This is a genomic window from Brevibacillus ginsengisoli, from assembly GCF_050113715.1.
GTDB lineage: Bacteria > Bacillota > Bacilli > Brevibacillales > Brevibacillaceae > Brevibacillus_H > Brevibacillus_H ginsengisoli.
On record NZ_JBNJQR010000008.1, the window covers coordinates 177,003 to 200,298 of the forward strand.

The following is a 23,296-nucleotide window of genomic DNA, read 5'->3' on the forward strand; positions in this document are numbered from 1 at the left end:
TTTACCAAGAAAATCCCCTCCCCTAATTAAGTGAGGGGATCCGTATCAGACCTTATCTTCTATTAATAATCCAGGGTTAAATCGCTTCGCTAGCAAGTTGGTTGCCTCATTCGGATCGATCTCCCAGACGAGTAACCCTTCTTCATACGGTTTCATTTCGCTAAGCCTCTCACCAGTCGGAGATACCAGCGTTGTCGTACACCCTTGGTTCTCCAGCGAATAGTTCACACTTGCAAAATAGATGTTATTCTCCATACTTCGGCAAAGCATCGCGCCACGATAGAATTCACTGTTCTTTACTGGGCCGGTAAACTGAGGATGAAACACAATACTCGCGCCCTTGATGGCGGAGAAGCGAACCGTTTCTGGATATCTCCAGCCTTCATGACAGATGACAATGCCGAATTTTACACCTTTGCATTCAAAGACCTGACGCCCAAAACCAGCTACATATCCCCACTGATCTTCATCCGGGTCAATCTGATTTTTGGTCTGGTAGCCTTGAATGACACCTTGCTGCGAGATGACAAAAGCGACCAAATGGATACCTAGCTCATCCCGCCATTCCGTCGGTAAAATGACTGCTACGCCGAGTTGCTCTGAACAGCTTCGTATTTCCTCCAAGGCAGCAATCATCGCCTCATGGTTATACTCTTCAACGACATACCCGACTCCACGCAATCCCGGCAGAATGGACTCGGGAAAACAAATGAGATCGCACTGTTGCTGACTCGCTTCGCGGATGTTCTCTTTTACCAAGGCGATCCCTTCCCGTAAGGATTGCGGAAATCTTGTTTGTGCCAAGCCGATTTTCATCTCGTTTACCGTCCCTATCAAGAATTTTTTAATGCAGTATATGAGTTCTTTACGGATGTTCTAATTCCTTTTGCCACAAGCATTGCGCCATGAGGATGATTGAAATATATTGGGAGAAGGCAAACTCTTGAAGGAGGACATTCGTTATGCTGTTTATTGATAATCAAAACATTACCGACCCCACCTTGAACCTGGCGTTAGAGGAATACGCATTAAAAAACCTTCCCCCAAACACAGATTACCTGCTCTTCTACATAAATGAACCTTCCATCATTATTGGCAAGAATCAGAATACTGCGGCTGAAATCAATGCCGACTACGTGGAGAAAAATGGAATTCATGTGGTTCGCCGCTTATCTGGCGGCGGGGCTGTTTACCACGATCTCGGTAACCTTAATTTCAGCTTTATTACCAACAATGACGGGGATTCCTTTCATAATTATCGGAAATTTACGGAACCTGTTGTCCGAGCCTTGGCCAAGTTGGGCGTGGAAGCGGAGTTAACAGGGCGCAATGACATTCAAGTGGGGGAACGAAAAATATCTGGTAATGCTCAATTCTCCACAAAAGGCCGGATGTTTAGCCACGGCACCCTGCTGTTCGATTCCGAGATTGAAAACGTCGTCTCCGCGCTCAACGTCAATCCCGAAAAGTTCAAGTCAAAAGGCATCCAATCCATTCGCAGCCGTGTCGCCAACATCTCCGAATTCCTGCGTGAGCCAATCACCATCGCTTCGTTTCGTCAACAGTTACTCGAATCGATCTTTGAGGGTACCCAGATTCACACGTATGAACTAACCGATGCGGACTGGGCCGCCATTCACGAGCTTGCGGATCGCCGTTATCGAAATTGGGAGTGGAATTACGGCAAGTCCCCTGCGTTTAACATCCGCCAGGTGAAACGCCTAGCAACTGGAACCTTCGACGTCCAATTATATGTGGTAGAAGGCAAAATCCAGCAAGCCACCATCTTCGGCGACTTCTTCGGTCAGGGTGAAGTGAGAGAATTCGCGGACAAGCTTCAAGGTGTTCGATTTGACCTCCCTTCCGTAAAAGAAGCCCTCAATGACGTCGATTTCTCTTATTACTTCGGCCCTGTTACGGCAGAAGAATGGTTAGGAATGTTATTTGAGTAAGGTAAATAGCTACAAGCCCGTTCAGAAATTCTGAATGAGCTTGTATTCATTCGTTATCCCGTGGATGCCTCTATTATTTTCTCATTCAGGATTTGAAATACCTTACGTATCTGCTCTTTGGGTATAATCCCGTAACGATCGCCAATACCAATCTCATAATAGCAACGTGAACCGTCGATGTCCCTAAGATACGGCGCCACTCCTATACCGCTCTCTTCGGAAAGGGAAAGTAAGATTGGCTCCATCTTCTCCTTTGACAGAGAAAAATACACGTGAAACATATTGGATACGGGTTCGATTGGCATCGTTTCAGTGGCTTCACACTGATTAAAATAACGCGCCAGCTCGTTCGCTTCTTGATAATACTGTTCCATTTTGTGTACCCTTTTCTCAAAGTAATAATCTGCTGAGAGAATATACGGATAAAGACTGATTAAATCTCCGCCATGACGCCTTTTCCACACTTTTGATTCTTGTGTGAAAGCTTCATCTCCCGCCAGTATCGCGCCTGCAATTCCACCAATTCCTTTATAAAATGAAACATAGACGCTATCAAACAGTTCACAAATTTCCGCAGCGGTCTTTTGATAATAGGGAAGGATTTCAAAAAGTCTGGCGCCATCCAGATGGAGTTTGATCCCTTTTTCACGGCAATAGGCGGAAATCGCTTCAAGCTCCTGGTACTCTGGAAGCTGCCCGCCAATCTCACGTTGTGGCAATTCAAGCAAGAGACAAGCGATATCCTCCTGCATATTTAGCACATCTTCCAATCGGATCACTCGGTTTTTATCGGCAAGTAATATGGGATCGATCTGGTGCAATTTCTTTAGTCCATCTTCCTCATGGATCTCCAGATGACACAAGGGATGATACGCAACTCGTTTTAGCCCCTTCTGATCACACCAGATTCTTAAGGCGATTTGTTGGGCCATCGTTCCGCTTGGGAAAAATACAGCCGTTTCTTTCCCTAAGTACTTCGCCATTTTCAATTGAAAATCTTCGATAAGCTGGCCTTTTCCATACAGATCGCTGTCCAGTTGCCCATCCAGCTGGTTTAATGCCTCCTTTAATACTTGAATATTTCTTTTGCCATGACCACTTAACTGGTATTGGGCTTGATTATACGCTTCTAACAATTTGGGTGTATCGTTCATCCTGGACTCCTTTCTGTTGCAACGAATCTGAGGGGCTTCCATATAATCGCATCATCCTACTTCTTAATCACGAGCAAAATACGAACATTATTTTTCGAAAATACTATCTATTAAAAAAGCATACAAAAAATCAGGCCAGAACACCAGTCTGAGCCTGATTTGAGGACAACACAGGATGATCTAGAACAATATCATTATGAAACAAAAGCATTATGCGTAATGCTCGATAAGTTTGTTAGCGAATCTTGATGGAACCGCTATTCGCCTCTAAATCAATAGGATACGTTCCAGCACCCTTGGACCCTTTAATTTGACTATTTTCATCGTAAATCGTGGTATTCTCAAGTGGGAAATCAGCCTTCACATTGCCGCTCGAAACCTTGGCATCCACTGTGACATCTGCATCTTTTGGCAATTGCAGCTTTACGTCTCCTGAACTAGCTTCTACATGAATCGATCCAGTCACCTTCTCTAGCTGTATATCCAAACTGCCGGAAGATAAAGACGCATCAATTGCTCCCGTATAACGATCCATCCGAATATCACCGGAAGATACTTCAAGCGTACTCTTGTCTGCTGTTACCCGATCAGATCGAATACTTCCCGAAGTGCCTTCTATTTTCAGTTGGCCCACTTGTAAATTGTCTAAACGAATATCTCCTGAGCTAACATTCACATTCAGCTCTTTATAAATCGCAGGTGAAGAACTTGAATGCCCAGTAAATTCAACACGACCGGAAGTGGCTTCAACTTCAAGTTTTTGTTGGTAGCTCATTGGCACATGAACAACCAGTTTCATATCATCTGAGAAATTGAACCAGTTTGTCTTCGGGTCGTCTACATTTACGTCGATTGAGTTATTTTTTCGCTGAACTTGTAAAGTGAATTTATCAGCGTCACTTCCTTGCAGAGCAGCCAATAGATCACTACGATCTTCTGTAACAATTTGCAGATTCGCACTTGGAATTTGGATATGAATGGTATCTATGTTAGCGACTGAAGCCGATCCTTCCAAATGTTTCACTTCTCCTCTTACCCAACCACCCAGTTCGATATTTGTAATCGATTTGAGTAACAAGAATACTCCAACCAAGATAATAATGACGCCAAGTAATTTCTTCATTGTGATCTCCTTTCAAATTCTTCTTCCAGTTGTTTCCTCAGTTCTTATTATTCGCTATCTATAACAATAAAGAAAATACTTTTTTCTTCACACGTACATTTGGCTGATTTTGTCTACGTCTTAAGTCGTAGAGTACACGAAAAAACCAGTATCCATTGGATACTGGTTTTTTTATCTGAAGATCATTTTCATTTTAATTTCTAGCAAGGGTATGCTGTAAGCCAGGTTCTGTTCTCTCGTGCTTCAAACGGGGGTTACCCCTCGCACTATAGAGTGATAGTCATCTATCTATGGCGAATTGCTTCACCATCTGTCCCGCCGTTTGATTCCTTAAGGACAGTTCCCCTACCAAATTTGGGTTTCTCGCTCGCAGGGTTTACCGCGTTCCATCTTCCCTGTCGCCAGGAAAGCTACGTTTCTGTGGCACTTTCAGCGTACTCGGGTCTCAGAGAGAACCCTTTCCACGCCGTCAGCGAAGTCGGAACCTCACTGCCCTAGCTTGCACTAGGTACGAACACTCCAAGCATCTCAGCCTGGGCGAGCCTGGACTTTCCTCAACCGTCAATCATCGAAATGATCACGACCGCGACTATCCACAACCCTTGCTATATAATTTATTTCGTTCATGTGACAAGTAATAATCTAACACATTTATAGAAGCAAAATCAACTGGTGATTGGTGGTAACACATTTTAATCTCGTATCAGGCCCTTTCTTTCGTTATACTGATAGGGAATCTGTTCCAAACAGGAGCTTCGCCTACAGATGATGTCAAAAGATTAATCTAGTTTCAGACGAAGGAGCCCAATCATGGATTTGTTCACCTTAAAAATCATTGGAAAAGAGATTGTTCTCCGTTTATTGACCAAGGATGACGCCCCTCTTTATTTGGATTACTTACAAAGAAATGAGGAGTTTCATCGGCCGTTCGTTCCGTTAAGACCCTCCGATTATATTACGATGGCCACAGCGGAGGCCTTTACCGACCAAAAGCAAATGGTGGATGCCGATCAACAGTACACATTCGGTATTTTTACGGCAGAAGAAGATCAAATCATCGGGAAGGTGACGCTCTCGGGTATTACTCGGGCGGTATTTCAAAATGGCTATATCAGCTATGACATTGACCGTGAATGCACCAATCGCGGTAATGTAACTGAGGCTGTGCAGATGGTCGTGAAGTTTGGATTGTCGGCTCTCTCCCTGCATCGAATTCAGGCGTCCATTATGCCCCGTAACCTGGCTTCCCAACGAGTCGTGGAAAAAAGCGGGTTTGTTAGAGAAGGCTATTGTGAGCAGTACTTAAAAATCCAAGGAGTCTGGGAAGATCATTATATCTATGCGATTACGCAAGAACGCTATGATCGCTTGCCTTCGTTCATGCGCAACTCGGGGGTGGTAAAATGGGAAGCATAAACGTAATCATCAAGCCGATTGCCGCTGCCAGACTGCGCTTACTAATGGATGCGGAACCAGATGCAAACGAACTGGGCATCCAACTTCAAATGACTTCATCGGGTTGCGGCAGCCTTGCTTTTTCCATTACGCTGACAACCAAAAGCAAAGAAGATCGCTGCGAAGAGCTCGAAGGCATTCGACTATTCTATCGGGAAGGCGACCATGCCTGGCTCAACGGTCTTGTTGTTGATCTGAATCGGGAAACGGGTCGATTCCAGATCTTCCACTCGAATCCGCCATCGACGAGCTGTCCTATTGCTCCCTAGACATCGAACGAAGTTTTAGCATTCACTTGTTTCCAAACCGTATTTTCAAATAAAAGGAGAAAACACCATGTTGATTTTACCGTTCGAAGAAAAAGTTCCAACGATTGACGAAAGCGCCTTTCTCGCCAAAGGTGTTGTGGTGTCCGGAGATGTTACCATTGGGGCAGACAGCTCAATCTGGTACAACACCGTGATTCGAGGCGATATTGCTCCTACGATCATCGGGAAGCGAGTTAGTGTCCAAGACAACAGTACCCTGCACCAAAGTCCAGGAAATCCTCTGATCATCGAGGACGAAGTCACCATCGGCCATAATGTAGTGTTACACAGCTGCATCATTCGGAAGGGTGCCTTAATCGGGATGGGCGCAATTGTTTTAGACGGCGCCGAAATTGGTGAGGAAGCCATGATTGGAGCAGGAACCCTCGTTCCTCCCGGTATGAAAATCCCGCCACGCACGTTGGCCATCGGTTCGCCTGCCAAGGTCAAACGCGATTTGACTGAAGAGGACTTCAAGGAATTCGTTCGAATCCGTCAATCCTACGTCGATAAAGGAAAAATCTATCGTCGAATGGAAGAGACCCCGATTTCACGATAAGTTTCGCATACGAAAACAACCAATTGCCTAGTCGAAGGACAATTGGTTGTTTTTTTTCGAATATAATGTTTTTATACCGTTAAAGAGTAGATATGTTCGTCATGCCAGCCCTTAATCACTATCCCGGTGTTCCTGAACCCTACTGATTCATAAAGTTTCTGAGCGCTAGTATTATCGGGATTAAAACAAAGCAATATCTCGTTGCAACCAAACCGATTGACCATATCTTCGACGATCAGTAGCAAGGAGCTTTTCCCATACCCGTTTCCTTGAAACCGATAGTCAATCATTATTCTACAAATTTCATAACCTTTCAGTTCTTCGGAGTATCCATACATAGTGAATCCTACAAGAGTTTCACCATGGTAGATCGCTCTGGTTATCCAATTATCTTCCATACTTGCCTGAGTGAGTGAGAGGCAATTGGAGGCAATATCTTTTTCGAAAATTTTGTTTTTTTGATCCTCAGAACTGCTAAGCAGTACAACATCAAACCAATTTTGTTTGGTAATTTCTTTTATCTGAATGATACAAAACACCCCTAGATTTTTTTAGTGGCAAATGCAGATATGACATAAGCCCCCATAAATGCAACGAATGCATACAAACTTCCCCATAAAAACCAAGCATCTATGTTTCCTGTGAACGTAGCCCAGTTGGTTGTTGTGTAGAGCAAAGGCAAAAAGAACGAAATAACCGAACCGAGATATTTTTTGTGAAAAACGTAGGAGCAAACCAATCCGATCAGAAAAGCACAGACCGGCATATAGACGAATACGAGTGCAAAAGGATTCAAATTTACGAAATGGTACAGCAAAAGAAACACCCCATTTTCGTCTATTTTTCTAGTCCTGGTAGAAGAGTAGGTATTTGTTCTCGACCAATTTGTAAGATTTGTTTATCCAGTTGTGTTGATTCAGGTTCCATTGACTGATAGGTACCGTTGGAAAGTATTAAATATTGGCTGTATCGCCAAGTTTGATCATTACTGATGATATCCATATAGTATAAGAAACCAGTTGCTGCCGGTGAGTTCTGGGTGGAGATCTTTTGGAGACGAATCATTTTTAACGAATGAAGAATGTTGCGAATTGTAGCGGGATTGTCTACCGTGATTTGGTTTCCATCACCGTATCTGATTTTAATTCTCGTGACACCAGAAAAATCAGTATGGAAGTAATCACTTAATGTGATTTCGTCTTGATGGATTGAACGAGGAAACAATATCACAGTGAGCAGGAAAAATATTGCACCAACAGCCAGTAAGCAGATCTGTTTGTTCAAGGCTAACCTCCCCGAAAAAAAGGCGTTGTTACGTCGGGAGAAATTTTACTCGTCTACAAATTTCCTATATCGAACTAGTACGACATCAGGGCTATCGTCGGATGGTATGTACTCTACCCAGTAATAAGTATAGTTCCTAACAAAATTCTTATGGTTTGTATGGCATACGGCGACATCGTCGATCAAGTGAGAAACAGGCAAACCGTACAGCTTTAATACTTGACTAAGTACCAAAACGACAGTCTGATCGCCTCCCAAAGCAATATCAATACTAAACAATGTATGATCATCTGTCATCATAGAGATGAATCCACTTTTTTTCTCCAGATTATATAATTGAAATTCGGAAAGTGGTGACATTGTTTCATCTATAGAAAAATTGTTCGATTTTGCAATTTCTTTTAGTTGATCGATTGTCGGAATGTTGACTTGTTTCGCTTCTTGAATGTGATGCTCCTGTTGTGTCACTATTGATTGACCTCCATTAAGAGATGAAAATATTATCCCTAGAAAAGCGAGCATCTTTATCATCATAACTCACCAACCTTCCCCAAATTATAACATTTTCGCTTAACCCTTCCAACTACTCGTGAATATAGACCTCTCTTGGTGACAAACTATTGGCGTAACTACACCATTCTAGGAGGGACAACCGTATGTCCAAACATAACAACACCGAAAAACGCCCAACGACTGCTTCTGCAGGATCACGTGCCACTCCGCCAAAGACCAAAGAAAATACCTCACATAACATTCGCAAAGATTAATCTAGTACATCCTCTCCCCAATTGAGCCATCTCGGCTCTTTTGGGCATGAGATTAAACAGGAGCTTAAACAATGGCTAGTTTAGGAATTCCCACTCGAATCAATAACCCATTCGAAATTGATCATCACTTCATCGAGGAAGATTTAAAAAAAGGTCAGCCAGTTATTCTGCAATTTTCTCGGAAATCATATGATGACCATCTGCTTGAAGAAATAGACACACTTTGCTCAAGGAATAATGCCCTTCTCGAAGTTCGATTTTATGGTCATTCGTTTGACTGCTCTACTCTACTCAAAATACCTCATGTTAAATCGATTCGAATTGATTGCGTGGAAAACGCTTATCATACAGAATGCCTGACGAAGATGGATCAATTGGAAAGCCTTCATTTAGGGATTTACGAACTTCTCGATACAGAAATCCTTAGCTCTGATAACTTGAAAAACCTGAGGGCGCTTACTGTCTATACAGAAAAGAAAGCGTTGAATCTTACCTATTTATGTGAATACGAAAAATTAAAGACACTTCAAATAGGCGGAAAAACCAAACATCTCGAAGCGATTGGGAATGTTTCCGCTTTAGAATTTCTATCACTGAATTCGATAAGTAGAACACCCTTACATTTTGTCCTCTTTGAAAGAGTTAAGAATCTATAAAACAAATATTGATTTTGATTCCTTTATTGGTCAAAAGCTTCCATCCACATTAAAAACCATCTCTTTTGGAACCAATAAAATTAAACGAGATAAGGAAATAGAACTCATCTTGAATACAAAGGGCTATCATTAAGGAACGGGCAATTCTGACGATTCATCCGAATAACGTGTTACACCACCTAAGACAGGCGTAAATACCTCGCTCATGCGCGTAAAGGTTCAAAAAAAAGAGCCATCTCGGCTCTTTTTTCACATGTAAGTATAGATATTATTCGTATGTTCTTACCGATAATACTTATGAACCTGTGGCATATACGAAAACGAGTTGGCAAATACCTGATCAGGAGACCCGTCCGCGACGATTTCCCCCTGATAAAGCACACTCACCCGATTGGCATACAGTTGGGCAAACTCAACGTCATGCGTAATCACGAGGGATGCATTTACGGGTAGAGTATGTAGTAGTTGGGACAGCTTCTGTTTTTGCATCAAATCCAGTCCGCGCGTCGGTTCATCCAAAAGAAGAAGCTTCGGTGTGTTGACCAGCACCAACGTTAGCGCAAGCAACTGTCGTTCCCCTCCGCTCAAGTCGTGCGGATGACGATGGCGATACTTGCCCAGTCCTGATAGTTCCAGCAGTTCCTCCACGCGGTCGTTAATGGCTACTCCTGACTTCGCGTGACGAACCGCAAACACAAGCTCGTCTTCTATCGTATCATGCAAGAGATAATCGTTAGGATTTTGTGAAAGGTAGCCGATTTGCTTCCAGCTTTCGGTTGTGAATGCAGAAGAAATCTCATCTCCCTCCCACATCATGCTCCCCCTCTGGATGGAAACAACCTGCGACATGACTTTGGCTAGCGTACTTTTTCCGGCTCCATTTTCCCCTAATAACGCAATGCGGTCCCCAGAAAGGATCGTATAGCTGAGATTATTTAAGACCGCAGTGTGCGCATGATAACCTGCTTTAATTTGGTCAAGCTGAAGCAACGCTTGACAAGAAGAAGGTGTTCGTTCTTGTGCCGTCGACTCTTTATTACCTGACAGGAGAGCAGGATTGCGCAAGCTTCGGGCTTCTTTTACCGTGATGGGCTGTGCCTCGAGGTTTTGCTCCAGGAAATGTCGGGTAATCGGCGGAATGAATCGTCTCCACTCCGTCCGCTGCTCTTCGCTTTGGGCGACAAAATCCCTCGGAGTCCCTTGAAACACCACTTGTCCCTGGTCAAACAAAATGATCCGATCCGCCAAGTGAAAGCAGCGCTCTACTCGATGCTCACTTAATACAATCGTCATTCCCCATTCCTCATTCAACCGTCGCAAGGCATGCAGGACGGTCTCCGCATGAACGGGATCAAGCTGTGAAGTTGGCTCATCCAATAAGAGAGCCTCGGGATAGGTCGTCAGAATACTTGCCATGGCAATCAATTGTTTCTCCCCGCCACTAAGCGAAGCGGTCTGGCGTCCAAGAAGGTGATGCAAGTCGAACAGATGACTGATTTCCGCCAAGCGTCCCTTCATCTGCTCCTGCGGGGTCCCCAGATTCTCCATCCCGAACACAATCTCCCGCTCCACACTGTCCAAAAGCAGCTGCCGCTCGGGGTCCTGGTTGACGAAGCCGATTGTTGACACAATGTCCCGCTGTGCCCATTCATCAATGGACTTGCCTCGAACATCCACTTGTCCCCCCAGCTTGCCGCCATAGAAACGAGGGACTAATCCGTTGAGCGAACGTAAAAAAGTGGATTTGCCGCTCCCGCTTGCGCCCAGAAGAAGAATGAACTCTCCTTGCTCAACAGATACGTTCACTTGATTCAACGCACAAGAATCCGCTTCGGGGTATTGATAGGATAATTGCTTAGTTTGAAACATCTTCATGGTTGATTGTTCCCCTCCGCATCCAGATCAACGTAAACACGCCTATTCCCGTTAAGATTGCAATCAATAATCCATCTCCCAGCGGGTCCCTCCAGCTGAAGCTTGGATAAAACCGCACCTCGCCAAAAGACAGCAGCTTGCCAAACAATCCAAACAACAGCAAGAGACCAATAAAAATCAAGCCCAGCTTCTCCTGTTGCTTCATCACACTTGCCCGATATAAGGTTCTGGGTCCACTTCCGAATCCACGGGCGTACAAGCTCTCTCCCATCGTCCAGGAGCCTTCCATCGTGGAATATAGAAGTGGCTTTAATAGCATCATGGAGTACTTGATTTTGTCCTTCAGCCCTCGACCTGAAGGACGGATGCCCCTTGTGAACATGACCTCCTGAATCCGCTCAAGCTCCTGACGCATAAACGGAAACAGCCGAATCGCCATGACAGAGGCCATCACAAACCGTGGGGTCACCCGGGAAAAATAGAACAAAAAACGGTCATGATCCACAAACCACTGATAAGCGCACGACAAGAGTAAGATCACAGAGAGACGAAGCACACCCATCCAGGAATACAACAGCTCCTCTAAGGATAAATCCAATCGGCCAATCACAGGGATAACCGGTCCGCGCCACAGAAAATGCGTCCCATTGCTTTGAACCAACGGATTGACGATCATAAATAGGAGCATAATCCATACGGCATAACGAAAGGTTGCGGCCACCGCCGAAAGCTTCTGTTCAATTCCGAACCAAATCAGCAATCCTAGCAGCTGAACCATGAGAAACAGCGGGTTCTCCCAGAGAAACGCCAGTGTAACATAAACGAGAATAAAGCCAACCATCACGAATGGATGCACCCTGCGCCAGCTCGATTCCTGCTGTCCAATCACGGTTGCACCTCCTCGGTAAAGCGTGAAACCACCAGCTTCCGATGATACCGAGTCAAAATTCTCGCAAAGGTTCGGGCAAAAATCGCTGCAAATAGCAAATTCCCCACAGCGTGAAACGTATCAAAAGCAAGTCCCGCACTGTACAACACGACAAAGCTTTTCCAGTTCATAAACTCACCGTAACCGGTAAAAATCCACAAATTCATGATCCAGTCAAATAAAAAACCCCAAAGCGTACAGATCGCAACGAACAAAAAGGTCTTCCCTCTCGTTTGCAAAAGCGGTTCATTCTCCCGGTTTCGCTCAACCAAAAAGGAGAGAAGTCCTCCACTTGATCCGACAAGACCCCAGCTTAACATTTGCCAAAGTGTCCACGGTCCCTGCCCCAAAAATACATTGGAGAGGACAGCAGCCAGACATCCAACCAAAAACCCGACTCTCGCCCCGAAGACGTATCCGCTAATCATCACCATAAAAGTGGTGGGCTGCACATTGGGGATCCCCGCAAAGGGTACACGAGCAACCGCTGCCAATGTACCGAGCGTGGCGATTACGGCGATTGTTTTTTCATCCGTTCGAGACCGTTCGAACCAGATCAGCAAAAGCAAGAAAATACAAATTAGCAAAAGAAGGATCAAGAGCGCCCAGTTCATGGCGTAGTACCCTTGTTCGTCTCCATTGGGAGGCGCATCACTTGATCGCCTGAGAGGACAGCCGAATACATTAACTGAAATGGAGTCTCGCTGTTTTCTGTCTGCTGCAGTTGCTCTACCGCTTTGGACAATACGGCATCACTGTTTCCCGTCACAATGAGGATTGGCATTTCGTTCCCGAGATTCTTCGTGGCTAGGATCACAGCGTCTCCATCGTCAGTCAACAGCTTGCTTGGCTTGCCTGATGAATCGTATGTCTGGATCCCCTTATCCGTAAACGAAGCAAATAATCCCAAAGCCTCCCGCTCTCTCATCATCTTCTGAACGAATGGAGAAGCCATTAGCGACGGACGATCCCCGATGAGAATCAGACCCTGCTCTTGTTCAAACAGCTTTTCATTCCACTTGCTTACCGAATATGTGGAGCCTTTGCCAGGTGAATTCTTTGTGTTCTTGTTCACTTTTTGTGACAGACTCTCGTTCAACTGCTGAGCGGCTTGTTCCTGGTTTCCCGCATACATGATTTGCGCCTTCAATGGCTCACCTGTTACCCGTGTAACAAACGGATGTGGGAATGCTCCGATCTGAGCAGGTACTCTCATCGCATAGTCCCAATTGTGATAATCCCACCAGATGGTATCCCCTTGATGAACCGGATATTCGCCGGCCCCCACGTCGGACATCAAGCCATTTACGGAAAAAAACCAATCCACTTTCTTGGAGTTCGCATCCCCTACCCGATACTGAGAGGCCATTCCGTTAATCGATTGTACAAACCCGCCATTGTAGGCTGTTTCTACATTGGTTATATTTTTCTTCAAGAGATCCATCACGGTATCTCCCTCATGCCAGGCCACTTGTTGGTTGAATAGAACCGTCGCGCCAAAATCACGAGTCACCCATAGTTTTACCGAAGGAGTTCCTGCTGGCAATTCTTCCTTAGCTTGTGCTCCTTGTGAAGCTTCTGCCTGATTCGTTGTAGGAGTTGCGCTTGATGGAGCCTTTCCTCCCTGGGCCGTTCTATATGTATATAACCCAAATGCCGCACCCGCAATGACGAATACAGCGAGAATTAACAGAAGCCATTCTTTTTTTCGCATCTCTTTCACCTCTTCAATTAGAGGACTCGGCGATTGCCTAAGCCTCTTATGTAAATCAGAAACGTATATACTTTCTGATTTACGAACAAACCCTCGACATTCTGAATCGTTAGTGGACGAGCTTGTGATTCACCGCGTTCTGGTGAAGTATATTAAGATACGTACCTTTCCGCTTGAGATCAGATAAGCCCAGCAAGGCTTGTGCCGTGGCAATGTTATTGCTAAAGCCATTTTTGGTATGGCTGAAGGAACCATCAGCCTTCTGGAAGCTAAGCATGTGATCTACAAGGTTCCGTGAGCCTTTGGTCCAATGGTATGGATCTTCTTGATACGCGATGAGTGCTGAAACGACATTCGCGTCTGATTCTACGCTGGATACACCACCCTCGGCAAAGCCCCCATCAATCCCTTGAGCACCTTTAAGGAATCCAAGCGCTTTGGCTACGGGTTGTTCATTTTTGGTCATTCCCAAAGCGTGATAAGCCAATAGCCCCATTGCCGTCATATCGATGCTCCCTTGCTTCATGCCGGTCATAAAGTGAAAACTTCCATCTGGCAATTGCTTGGAGACCAACCAGGATTTCGCCAGTTTGGCTTTAGGGATCGGCTCGCCAGCCGCATAAAGGGCGATAATGCTCCAAATATGTGCGTTAATCAAGCTTTGTCCTTGACCTGTCGTACTGTCTGCGAATTTGCCGTTCGCCAGTTGTGATTTCTTCAAGGTGGCAACCAAATTCATCCCCGCAAAATTATTCGGGTCATACCCTGCCGCAATAACGGTCAAAACAAACCGGGCATAATCTGTTGTCTTCCGAGGGTCCAATTGCTTCGCTCGTTTGATTAGCTCAGCTTTGAAGTTGCTGCCTCCCCATTTGCCGCTCATCATTTGTTCTCCGGACACCGCGAGTCCAATAACCGTCCAATCATCGATGGATGAGAGACCTTTGGTGGCATATGCGTTATGTGTATGCGTAATGGTCTTGCTTACCGCTTGATCTACCTGCGAGGCAGTTGCCGCGAATGCGGAATTTAGCGTAAAACCCCAGAAAAGAAGTAAACTCAAACATGCCGTTGCGATTCGTTTAAATTTCATCGATATCATCCTTTCAGATTTCATTTTTATCCTCCTTAATGCTACAGGGTGGTTACTCGTTGATAAAACGGGAAAAAAGTAGGCGGTTATCACCTACTTGTCATCCCCGAGATATTTCGTTAAATAATATTGATAGACAGCATAAGCAGCTTCCCCGCGTGTAATGTTTGCATTCGCCCGGATGTTCCCATTTGCATCACTCGTCAGCCATTGATGAGCGGCAGCCACTCTCACACCGTGTGACGCCCAAGTAGGAATCTCCCGCTCATCCTTCATCATCTCTGCCTTCAGATCTTCCGAATGAGTGTCCGTCTCATACAGTCGAGTAAGCAAAACCGCTACTTCTGAGCGTGTCATTGGCGCTTGTGGAGCAAACAGCTGCTTGCCACGCCCGGAGGCCCAACCCTTTTGTACAGCGTATTTGACCACAGGCGCATACCAGCTGTTCGCAGGAACATCCTGAAAGACTGGCGCCGTTTGGCTATTTACAAGGGACGAAGTTGCTTTTTCCTCATCCGAAGGCATTCGAGATTCTGTCATCCGTTTCAACATGGCGAAGAACTCTGCACGCGTCAACGGCTGGTTCACGCCAAAATTGTCTGTTGAGGTGCCTTGGACAATTCCCCAACCATAGAGAGCGGCGATCGCTTCTTGAACGTTGTTTTTGGTGTTATCCAGTGAATGCACGTCTTCAAACTCATGGGTTTCATTGACGACCACAAGATCCGTCCCGAACTTAAGTGGCGTCATGATGCGTTGTTTCGTATAATGCAGCTTCTTGATAACAGGAGTCCACTGCTTATTCGTCTGATCACGTTGAAACAGTGTCGGCCATCCCGTGTCATCCAAAGCACCTGTAATCGGCAATTTTAGTTCAATTGAAGCTGTGTCTGGATGTGACGCTTCTACACGGTAACTTCCCGTTAATGGAGCTAGCTCGGTATTCGTTGCTTTTTGCCACTCATCAAATTGGGCCGTTTGTTCCTGATCGCTATAGGATCTGACGCTGAACCACATGGTTTCTTTGCTCGATGGCTCTTCTGGACGCAATTGAAGATTTGCCCGCAGATCGCCCTTCACCATGGCGATACTCGCGTGAGCGTCGCGTATTCTATCTCGCGCGTCACGATCAACATACAGCTTCATGACTTGCGATGCGGAGTTCGTCGGATACGGCACCAAGAGAACCGGCTTCAGTTGTTGAAGCAATGACTTATACAAGGTGGAGTCCTCTAACAGCTCCTCGAGTTTCTGCTTGAGTTCATCCTGTTCTTGTAGCGCTTCCTTTACCTTGAGCCCTGTGAGTTCTTGATAATCTGGATCAAGCGGCTTGGTCACTTCGCTCTTTTTCACTTGGAGCTTGGCGGCATGCTCATAAGCCGCTTGCAAAAAGACGCCGACGTCCGCCACATATGTTTTCTGCTTCTCGATGGAGTAATCGGACAGATCCCAAAGCAGTTTTTTCGTGATTGAGACAATGCTGTTCACGTCTTCGGCTAACTCCAATTGGCTGATAGCCGAGCTTACATTCTGAGAGGAATCCACCTCATACGAACTGCCTATGCTGGAATTTCCTGATCCGGCATTTTCGGATACACCAAGGTCAGTCGTATATAAAAACTCAACCTTATCGCCTGGCTGCAAAATACAGCGATCCATGGAGGTTGGCGGCGCTGTCCCATTTACCTTGTAAACCCAGCCGGAGCCAGGGCCTTTGTCAAACTCCTTCAAGCCGTCAATGCCAATCAAGTAGACCTGCTCACCATCATTTTCCGGATCTCGAACCTCGTAATCGAACCCATTTTCCTCGGCCGCTACCCGCAAAAGATTGTAGACGGAAGACTGCTTACTTACCGAAAAGGTTTTCCACTTGAGAATCTCGTCTCCACCCGCTGCTGCTATGCGAACGGAAACGTTCATTTTACTTTTTCCACCCTGATTTTTCTCAATGGAGAAGCGATCACGAGCGATCACTGTTGAATAGAGAACGGCCTCGGCTGTTCCGTATGCCGCCCAAGAAGGAATCTCCACTTCAATCTCGAACGGTTTACCCGCTCCGGATACATCTTGAAAGTAAAGTATTTGTCCAGCCGCATCCTGAACCATTAACGGAACCCAAAGTGGGTCATGTAGGTCAGTTTTTCCCGTAATGGTAAGCTTCTCATTATGTACGGCAACCTGAATGGAGGATTCTGACTCTAGAGCCAAGCCTGCACCTGCGTAAGATGTCCACCCAGAGAAGAAAAGAAGCGCGCACGTCAGCCACAATAGCCATTTATTCTTCATTCCCGTTCACTCCTACTTCACCGAAACAACAAACACGGTACTCTCTTTCGCTACTTCGGGTTTATCGGATAAGCCATACCAGTAATTAATTTCGACGTTATACGTACCACTGCTGTCCAGTTTCAGACTAGCGGCCATTTGTTGGGCTGTTGCGGAAGTGGATTCTACCACAGCTGTATCGACAACCTGGGAACCTTTCATCGCTTTGATCAAGATGGCAAGTGGTTTGTCTTGTTTGATCGCATCTTCAACGTTTACTCGAACCATCAGTTCTTTTCCGCTGATGCTGAAGGTATTGCCTACTTGCTTCACATCTTTGCCAGCTAAATAGTTTTTGAGGCCATCGTATACTTTTATCTGTTCGGACAGATCAACGGCTGAGATATAAGCCTTCAGTGAAGCTTTTTCTTTGTCGGTCAACGTTTGGAACAAGGAATCTCCTTCATTGACAGTGGCCAAAGCGATCAAGGCGTTCTCTGTTGTCATCGTATCTGATTTGCCGTTTGAATATGGGCTTTGGAAGCCGCCATCACCTGTCTGATCAGCCAGAACATATTTTACGCTCTTATCCCACGGAGAACCAATCACGTCAGTTCCAGTAGAAGTCAAGCCAATCAACACTTGAATGGTCGTATCTACACTTTCATTGCCCCAAGCGATAAATGACCCATCAGCCTGCTGCTCTTTGGTCAATTTCTGCACGATTGATTTTTTCAATTCTTTTACGCCAGGTTGATCCTCAAGGAACGGCAGTGCGTTTAACGTGAAGGCGATATTGTCAAGCCCTTCAAACTTGTCATAACGTTTCAACAAATATTGTGTTGCCTTTTCGCGGTCATACGGATATCCGTACATTTCAAGCGCGATAATGGAGAGTACTTGGTTGTAGATCGTATATTGATCATCCCCCATTTTGCCGTTCTCGTCTTGCGAATTAGCAATGCGCTTCAACAGATTATCTCCATTAAAATTGGTAGGATCATATCCATTTTTCATCAGACCAATCGCAATTTGTGCAATCACTCCAGGTTCTTTCTTGTCTTTGATTGCGCTTGCCCAGTAGTCGATGGCCGTTTTATTGTTCTTGTCCTGCCATTTCCGCGTTTCAAGTTTCTCTCCTGCCGCAGCCAGACCGATTAGCTCCCAGTCAAAGCCTCCGAATTCATATTTATGATTGCTTTTGGCATAGAATTTGACTGTTTTTTTCAATCCGTCAAGCACGTTTTTCTCTAAACCAGATGCTGCTTTCGCTGGTTGAACCTGCAATACACTCGCGAAAAGCAAAGTAATGATTAAACCCCACGTCCAACGTTGTCTCCATGACTGAACACTTGCGAACATGTAACGTTCCCCTCTCTAATAAAAAATAAAATAAATCCCCCTACCACGCGATGGGTAGAGGGATATTTAGCGAACGATTACACTCTCATTCCACTGGATTGTATGAATAGGAGAATAACGCTAGCCCTTCTGTCCGCACCGCAAAAGTAAGCTTGCTCATTTTGGCAGGTCTCCTGACTTACACGTCAATGCCTCTGATCTTGCCTTCCCGAATTTGAATTCAGTGGCCTAGATTCTGATCAGAGACGTCTGTGATTACAGTAGCGGGGGCTGTAGTGGAATTGCACCACTTTCCCTTTTCAACGACAAAAAGTCGTCACCAAAACAAAAACATTATGTAATTACCAATCAAAATGCTATCACACCTAGCTAGTGAGGACAAGAAAAATATGTTAGAAAATGCAATTGACAGCATATGCCATATAGGTGTAAATTACACATAGGAGCAATTAATAACTATCTGTCCAGTTCACATGTATGGCAGATGAACCTAGGAGGTATTTGTAATGAGCCAAACGAATCAACAGGCACAAGAACAATTGCTGCAAGCAACCTTCCAAGTTTTCCAAGCTGCTAATGAAACAATCTTCAACACCGCCCTGACAACAGCTGGTTTCGTCAGCTTCCTGCAAGAGCAAGCACAATCGCAAGCCAAAGACCTGATTACTCAGTCCGAAGAAGTTCGCAAAGCCAACATTGATAAGCTTGAAGCCTTCGTGAAAGAAACGCGTGAACTTCAAATCAACTTTCAAAAGAATGTACAGGATTTACTTAAATCTTCCTTCAGCACATTCTCGGCAACGAACCCATTCATGGCGACTTCAAAAGAGAAATAAGGAACACAAGGGAAACCATACAAAAGAGACGGAATAAAGTAGAAACACCGATGAACAGCGTTTGCTGAATCATCGGTGTTTTCTTTACGAGGACTTCGTTTAGAAGCTTTATATTTGAATGGCTAGATGAAGACTTTTACCACAAGCGAAACAAAACCTGTCGTACAGGCGACCAGGAAGATACCTGAGATGAAATCCCGTTTCTCCCGATAGAGCCACACCCCCAACACAAGGACAAAGAACCCCAGGGACAATGTGGACAGCTTCCCCAGCAGCATCCCCCGTCCGCGCTCGTTAATAAAATCAAACGCGACCCCATACACTTGAAACAACAGCCCCAATCCAACCAGGGCAATCATCAGGTAACTATACTTATTCGCACCCATCAGAATCGATCCCTTACGTTTGATAATGCTGGAACAATCGATACGAGCGGATTGCCGTTTCTAGGTGAATTCGATCTGGCTCTTTCGTTGTCACATATTGCTGCAACCATCCAGAAAGAGCAAAGAGTGGTTTCATATACCGCCGAGCATATTTTTCCCCGATCATTCCTGCCAGCATACTGAGAATTCCAATCCCGACTGTGAGCACCAATGAATGGAACCAGCAAGTCAAGAGACAACTGACAAAAAAGTACGTGACGTAATTGGTTGAACAGCCTGCGTTTACAATAGATGCCTGCTGAATTTCGAGCAATGCCTCCATGTTTTTCTCTCCAGAATAACTGAACACCTTATGCTCCGCACCATGAAACTGCTTCAATTGCTTCGGAAAAACAAAATGAAATCCTGCTCCATAAACGACAAGCCACAGTGGATTGAAGTCATACCACCAAATCCCCGCCAAGAGCAAAAGATGAAACAGCTGATAATACCAGGGAATCGAAAACAGGATTCGCATCCACATTTTCCAAAGCGTTCGAAACGTGATCGGTTCAGCCCAGACATGAATCACGCCGCGTTTAACTTCTGCACAAGCCAATACTTTTCGATTGTGAAAAAATACACCACGGCCAAAAGAGATTCCTGCTATCATAAAAAATTCATTCTCCTTCTCCGTTTTCCCCGCTATAATGGTTAGGTATTATTTGCATGTTTAAGGAGGTTTTCCCCTATGATTCGTCTCGTTCCAACTACTCCGTTAACACCTTCCTATGACCCATGGGAACCACTATTTAAGGCTAAGCCTCCACAATATAAGCTAACCAGTATTGAATTTACCGTAACCAACCAGTGCAATCTGCGGTGTGAGCATTGCGCTGTGGGTGATACACTTAGCTTTCAGGACGGTCTAGCTCTGCCGATGGATCTGTTGTTGAAAAGGTTGGATGAAGCACGTGACCTGCTCACCATCAGTATAACAGGCGGCGAGCCGATGTTTAGTGAACGTACCGTGAAAGAGGCAATCGCTCCTCTTCTTCGCTATGCGAGTGAACGCGGCCTTCGCACACAGATCAATTCGAATATGACCATGCCATTTTCGCGATATGAGGAAGTTCTTCCATACATAGACGTGATGCACATCTCCATGAACTGGCGAAATGCTGAAGAGTTCTACAATATAGTCTACGCGAAAGCTCAGCAAACAGTTTCATTAAAACAGGCGGAAACTCTTTTTGGCAATATGTTAGAGAATACACGAAAGTTAGTGGAAGCGGGCGTATTTGTCTCCGCGGAAACCATGATCAACATCCGAACGCACAAGCACCTGAAGGAGATCCATGATTTAATTCGCGAGCTGGGATGCAAACGTCATGAGGTTCATCCGATGTACGCCAGTGATTTTGCCCGTGATATGAAGCTGTTGTCACTGGATGAGCTTCGTACGGCTGTTCATCATATGCTGGACGTACGCGATGAAGAGCTTTGGATGTTGTTTGGAACGCTCCCCTTCTACGCATGCAATCCGTTGCCAGAGGACCAAGCAATCATCAAACGACTCCGTGAAGCAAAGAATGTGACCCTCCGCAACGATCCAGATGGACGAAATCGCTTGAATGTCAACATGTTTACGGGTGAGGTTATCGTAACCGATTTCGGTGATGTAGCGCCAATCGGGAACGTGAAGGATCATCGACTGGATGATTTGCACGCAACCTGGCAACAATCGGATTTGTGCAACAAGCTTAATTGCTATTGCCCTTCCGCCGGATGTGCAGGGCCTAATGTGCTCGTTGCCAATACGTACTATTCAGATACCAATTTTAAACTCCGATCCGCCCTCATCTAGCTGGTTAGACTAATGGTTGGAGGTGGCGATCCCAATGAGTCGCAACAAACCATTAATCCCTGGCGCGCGAACTGGTCTTGATCAGCTGAAAGCGCGGTTGCAAAACGTATCCGATCCTGAACAAGCCAAATACGAGGTGGCTTCAGAGTTAAACATTCCCCTGCAACATGGCTATAACGGAAATCTGACTTCCCATGACGCTGGACGAATAGGCGGCAAGCTAGGAGGCAGCATGGTGAAAGAGATGATTCGGGCAGCGAGAAAAGAGTTCGTCCCTTAAAGCTCTGTGGAAGTTCGCATGGATGTAGAAATGTACGCTCCGCTCACTGCGAAACGGAGTCGCCAAACGCTTCGCGCCCCTGCGGGGTTGGGTGGCGACTCTTTTCCGTTTCTCCGTTCCCTCCGCTTGGTATCACTTCCAAGGAGGCTTTAAGTGGACGAACTCTTTTCTTGAGCGGGTTAGAAACTAAAAAAAAGAAACTAGAAAAAAGAAAATGAATCAAAACGAAAGACCGAGGATTAGTCCCCGGTCTTTTTGCTTTAATACGAATTCACTTTCGCTTTCGTTTATCCTTAAACGGATCCTGGAAATCATCTGGCATCGGCGGATTGATGATGTTGCCGAACATATCCTTACCCAGTCTGTTCATTCTATGGAAAGAGTCAAACACGGTGTCAATTGTTTCGGCCAGCTCTCGAAATTGCCCCACTTTGCCGCGTATCCCTTCAAAATGATGACGGATATTCTGGTTAATCCGTACCATGAGCATCACCTCCCGATTCCTTCTCTCTATACACACCGTATGCGGAAAGAAGAGACATGGAGAGATGTTTTTGAATAACCAGATCGCCCAATTTATCAGGTTTTCCGTCTAGACGGCAGTTTAGCATTTCTAAAGTTCATAAAGACTGGTTCTGCGATCATGAAAGACGGGGATTCTCCCTCTCACTTTATCCACGAGCGAGAGATCAAGCTGGGCATAAAGTATCTCTTCCTGATCCGATCCTTCCGCTATGACTTCCCCCCATGGATCAATGACCAGCGAGTGTCCAAAAAAGCTGCTTTTGCCTTCAACACCTACACGGTTACAGGCAACGACATACATCTGATTCTCAATTGCCCGCGCGATCAACAACTGGCGCCAATGATTTAGCCGCGGGTTCGGCCACTGGGCTGGAACGAACAGAACCTTGGCACCTTTGAGCGCATATGTACGAATCCATTCCGGAAACCGAATATCATAGCAGATAACGGAACCGACCTGCTGATCTTCTAATTCATACAATCCCGCTTTTTCGCCAGCTCCCAAGTATTGATCCTCATTCATCAAACGAAAAAGATGGACCTTGGAATAATCACCGACGAGATGACCATTGCGGTCAAACACATAGGTTGTGTTGTACACCTGATCCTCGCGTTGCTCGGCGACGGACCCGCCGATTACAAAACAATTCAGTCTTTTTGCCGTCTCAGCAAGAAACTGCTGCGCTTCTTGCGTATCCGCAATCTCATCCAGTCGCTTCAAATCATACGAAGTATCCCATAGCTCAGGCAGCAGCAATACATCGATGCTTCGTTTCGATTGCTCGATTGAATCTACCAATTGCGCAATCTTATGACGGTTTTGAGCTGGACTTCCATGAACCACGTCCATCTGCAAGATGGCCACATTCCATTTCGTCACCATGCTTTCCCTCACTCTCTTCCATTCCTACAAAGTACTTTTCTTTAT

Annotated in this window: 25 protein-coding genes, 1 other RNA gene and 1 riboswitch; of the genes, 8 read left to right on the top strand and 18 right to left on the bottom strand. The window is 45.4% G+C overall.

Features of this window, described 5'->3' with window-relative positions; all coding sequences use genetic code 11:
* Window positions 1–45 precede the first annotated feature (45 nt).
* A complete protein-coding gene (locus tag ACQCN2_RS17110) occupies window positions 46–816 on the bottom strand; it encodes a carbon-nitrogen hydrolase family protein (RefSeq protein WP_426930157.1) in 771 nt (256 codons plus the stop codon).
* A 146-nt stretch (window positions 817–962) separates the two neighbouring features.
* On the opposite strand from ACQCN2_RS17110, the gene lplA reads away from it, so the two are divergent.
* Window positions 963–1,952: a lipoate--protein ligase gene (lplA, locus tag ACQCN2_RS17115; protein ID WP_426930158.1), complete on the top strand. Its 990-nt coding sequence runs from the start codon at window positions 963–965 to the stop codon at window positions 1,950–1,952.
* Window positions 1,953–2,005: 53 nt separating this feature from the next.
* Here the strand turns inward: lplA and ACQCN2_RS17120 are convergent, their stop codons facing one another.
* From ACQCN2_RS17120 to rnpB, 3 genes are all read right to left on the bottom strand, one after another.
* Window positions 2,006–3,106, bottom strand: coding sequence for a threonine aldolase family protein (locus tag ACQCN2_RS17120; protein ID WP_426930159.1), 1,101 nt, complete (start codon window positions 3,104–3,106; stop codon window positions 2,006–2,008).
* Window positions 3,107–3,341: 235 nt separating this feature from the next.
* The gene (locus ACQCN2_RS17125; RefSeq protein WP_426930160.1) at window positions 3,342–4,229 is read right to left on the bottom strand and encodes a DUF4097 family beta strand repeat-containing protein; all 888 of its coding nucleotides are present in this window, start codon (window positions 4,227–4,229) and stop codon (window positions 3,342–3,344) included.
* 212 nt (window positions 4,230–4,441) lie between these two features.
* Window positions 4,442–4,830: RNase P RNA component class B (gene rnpB, locus ACQCN2_RS17130), an RNA gene on the bottom strand.
* Window positions 4,831–5,039: 209 nt separating this feature from the next.
* Between rnpB and ACQCN2_RS17135 the strand changes: the two genes are divergently transcribed.
* The 3 genes from ACQCN2_RS17135 (at window position 5,040) to ACQCN2_RS17145 (ending at window position 6,551) form a co-directional block, all read left to right on the top strand.
* Window positions 5,040–5,645 carry a GNAT family N-acetyltransferase gene (locus ACQCN2_RS17135; RefSeq protein ID WP_426930161.1) on the top strand — a complete coding sequence of 202 codons (606 nt, stop codon included), beginning with the start codon at window positions 5,040–5,042 and terminating at the stop codon, window positions 5,643–5,645.
* On the top strand, window positions 5,633–5,953 hold the full coding sequence (locus ACQCN2_RS17140; protein WP_426930162.1) for an iron-sulfur cluster assembly accessory protein: 321 nt from the start codon (window positions 5,633–5,635) through the stop codon (window positions 5,951–5,953). The genes ACQCN2_RS17135 and ACQCN2_RS17140 overlap by 13 nt, the downstream gene beginning before the upstream one ends.
* Window positions 5,954–6,020: 67 nt before the next feature.
* Entirely contained in the window at window positions 6,021–6,551 is a 531-nt protein-coding gene (locus tag ACQCN2_RS17145) for a gamma carbonic anhydrase (RefSeq protein ID WP_426930163.1), read from the top strand.
* Between the two features lie 71 nt (window positions 6,552–6,622).
* On the opposite strand, the gene ACQCN2_RS17150 is transcribed toward ACQCN2_RS17145, so the two are convergent.
* The 3 genes from ACQCN2_RS17150 to ACQCN2_RS17160 form a co-directional block, all read right to left on the bottom strand.
* Complete coding sequence (locus ACQCN2_RS17150; protein ID WP_426930164.1) at window positions 6,623–7,090, bottom strand: GNAT family N-acetyltransferase; 468 nt, start codon at window positions 7,088–7,090, stop codon at window positions 6,623–6,625.
* A gap of 298 nt (window positions 7,091–7,388) precedes the next feature.
* A complete protein-coding gene (locus tag ACQCN2_RS17155; RefSeq protein ID WP_426930165.1) occupies window positions 7,389–7,835 on the bottom strand; it encodes a hypothetical protein in 447 nt (148 codons plus the stop codon).
* A 45-nt stretch (window positions 7,836–7,880) separates the two neighbouring features.
* The gene (locus ACQCN2_RS17160) at window positions 7,881–8,303 is read right to left on the bottom strand and encodes a hypothetical protein (RefSeq protein ID WP_426930166.1); all 423 of its coding nucleotides are present in this window, start codon (window positions 8,301–8,303) and stop codon (window positions 7,881–7,883) included.
* A gap of 370 nt (window positions 8,304–8,673) precedes the next feature.
* Here ACQCN2_RS17160 and ACQCN2_RS17165 point away from each other — a divergent pair, with 370 nt between their 5' ends.
* Window positions 8,674–9,258 carry a hypothetical protein gene (locus ACQCN2_RS17165; protein WP_426930167.1) on the top strand — a complete coding sequence of 195 codons (585 nt, stop codon included), beginning with the start codon at window positions 8,674–8,676 and terminating at the stop codon, window positions 9,256–9,258.
* A gap of 282 nt (window positions 9,259–9,540) precedes the next feature.
* Here the strand turns inward: ACQCN2_RS17165 and ACQCN2_RS17170 are convergent, their stop codons facing one another.
* The 7 genes from ACQCN2_RS17170 to ACQCN2_RS17200 form a co-directional block, all read right to left on the bottom strand.
* On the bottom strand, window positions 9,541–11,133 hold the full coding sequence (locus ACQCN2_RS17170; RefSeq protein WP_426930168.1) for an ABC transporter ATP-binding protein: 1,593 nt from the start codon (window positions 11,131–11,133) through the stop codon (window positions 9,541–9,543).
* A complete protein-coding gene (locus tag ACQCN2_RS17175) occupies window positions 11,114–12,022 on the bottom strand; it encodes an energy-coupling factor transporter transmembrane component T family protein (RefSeq protein WP_426930169.1) in 909 nt (302 codons plus the stop codon). The genes ACQCN2_RS17170 and ACQCN2_RS17175 overlap by 20 nt, the downstream gene beginning before the upstream one ends.
* Window positions 12,019–12,675: an ECF transporter S component gene (locus ACQCN2_RS17180; RefSeq protein WP_426930170.1), complete on the bottom strand. Its 657-nt coding sequence runs from the start codon at window positions 12,673–12,675 to the stop codon at window positions 12,019–12,021. The genes ACQCN2_RS17175 and ACQCN2_RS17180 overlap by 4 nt, the downstream gene beginning before the upstream one ends.
* Window positions 12,672–13,775 carry a DUF4430 domain-containing protein gene (locus ACQCN2_RS17185; RefSeq protein WP_426930171.1) on the bottom strand — a complete coding sequence of 368 codons (1,104 nt, stop codon included), beginning with the start codon at window positions 13,773–13,775 and terminating at the stop codon, window positions 12,672–12,674. The genes ACQCN2_RS17180 and ACQCN2_RS17185 overlap by 4 nt, the downstream gene beginning before the upstream one ends.
* A 109-nt stretch (window positions 13,776–13,884) precedes the next feature.
* Window positions 13,885–14,868 (bottom strand): prenyltransferase/squalene oxidase repeat-containing protein, encoded by a 984-nt coding sequence (locus ACQCN2_RS17190; RefSeq protein WP_426930172.1) that lies wholly within the window; start codon window positions 14,866–14,868, stop codon window positions 13,885–13,887.
* Between the two features lie 93 nt (window positions 14,869–14,961).
* Window positions 14,962–17,154 (bottom strand): S-layer homology domain-containing protein, encoded by a 2,193-nt coding sequence (locus ACQCN2_RS17195; protein ID WP_426930173.1) that lies wholly within the window; start codon window positions 17,152–17,154, stop codon window positions 14,962–14,964.
* A gap of 12 nt (window positions 17,155–17,166) precedes the next feature.
* Window positions 17,167–18,495: a prenyltransferase/squalene oxidase repeat-containing protein gene (locus tag ACQCN2_RS17200; RefSeq protein ID WP_426930174.1), complete on the bottom strand. Its 1,329-nt coding sequence runs from the start codon at window positions 18,493–18,495 to the stop codon at window positions 17,167–17,169.
* 146 nt (window positions 18,496–18,641) lie between these two features.
* Window positions 18,642–18,834: riboswitch (cobalamin riboswitch) on the bottom strand.
* Between the two features lie 167 nt (window positions 18,835–19,001).
* On the opposite strand from ACQCN2_RS17200, the gene ACQCN2_RS17205 reads away from it, so the two are divergent.
* On the top strand, window positions 19,002–19,331 hold the full coding sequence (locus tag ACQCN2_RS17205) for a hypothetical protein (protein ID WP_426930175.1): 330 nt from the start codon (window positions 19,002–19,004) through the stop codon (window positions 19,329–19,331).
* A gap of 122 nt (window positions 19,332–19,453) precedes the next feature.
* Here the strand turns inward: ACQCN2_RS17205 and ACQCN2_RS17210 are convergent, their stop codons facing one another.
* Both ACQCN2_RS17210 and ACQCN2_RS17215 read right to left on the bottom strand, forming a co-directional pair.
* Window positions 19,454–19,717: a hypothetical protein gene (locus ACQCN2_RS17210; protein WP_426930176.1), complete on the bottom strand. Its 264-nt coding sequence runs from the start codon at window positions 19,715–19,717 to the stop codon at window positions 19,454–19,456.
* Between the two features lie 13 nt (window positions 19,718–19,730).
* Window positions 19,731–20,369, bottom strand: a complete 639-nt coding sequence (locus tag ACQCN2_RS17215; RefSeq protein ID WP_426930177.1) for a DUF1385 domain-containing protein — start codon at window positions 20,367–20,369, stop codon at window positions 19,731–19,733.
* Window positions 20,370–20,447: 78 nt separating this feature from the next.
* Here ACQCN2_RS17215 and yfkAB point away from each other — a divergent pair, with 78 nt between their 5' ends.
* Both yfkAB and ACQCN2_RS17225 read left to right on the top strand, forming a co-directional pair.
* Complete coding sequence (gene yfkAB, locus ACQCN2_RS17220; protein ID WP_426930178.1) at window positions 20,448–21,563, top strand: radical SAM/CxCxxxxC motif protein YfkAB; 1,116 nt, start codon at window positions 20,448–20,450, stop codon at window positions 21,561–21,563.
* Between the two features lie 34 nt (window positions 21,564–21,597).
* The gene (locus tag ACQCN2_RS17225; protein WP_426930179.1) at window positions 21,598–21,843 is read left to right on the top strand and encodes an alpha/beta-type small acid-soluble spore protein; all 246 of its coding nucleotides are present in this window, start codon (window positions 21,598–21,600) and stop codon (window positions 21,841–21,843) included.
* A gap of 271 nt (window positions 21,844–22,114) precedes the next feature.
* Here the strand turns inward: ACQCN2_RS17225 and ACQCN2_RS17230 are convergent, their stop codons facing one another.
* Both ACQCN2_RS17230 and ACQCN2_RS17235 read right to left on the bottom strand, forming a co-directional pair.
* On the bottom strand, window positions 22,115–22,327 hold the full coding sequence (locus ACQCN2_RS17230) for a hypothetical protein (protein WP_426930180.1): 213 nt from the start codon (window positions 22,325–22,327) through the stop codon (window positions 22,115–22,117).
* A 129-nt stretch (window positions 22,328–22,456) separates the two neighbouring features.
* A complete protein-coding gene (locus tag ACQCN2_RS17235) occupies window positions 22,457–23,251 on the bottom strand; it encodes a carbon-nitrogen family hydrolase (protein ID WP_426930181.1) in 795 nt (264 codons plus the stop codon).
* Between the last annotated feature and the right edge of the window lie 45 nt (window positions 23,252–23,296).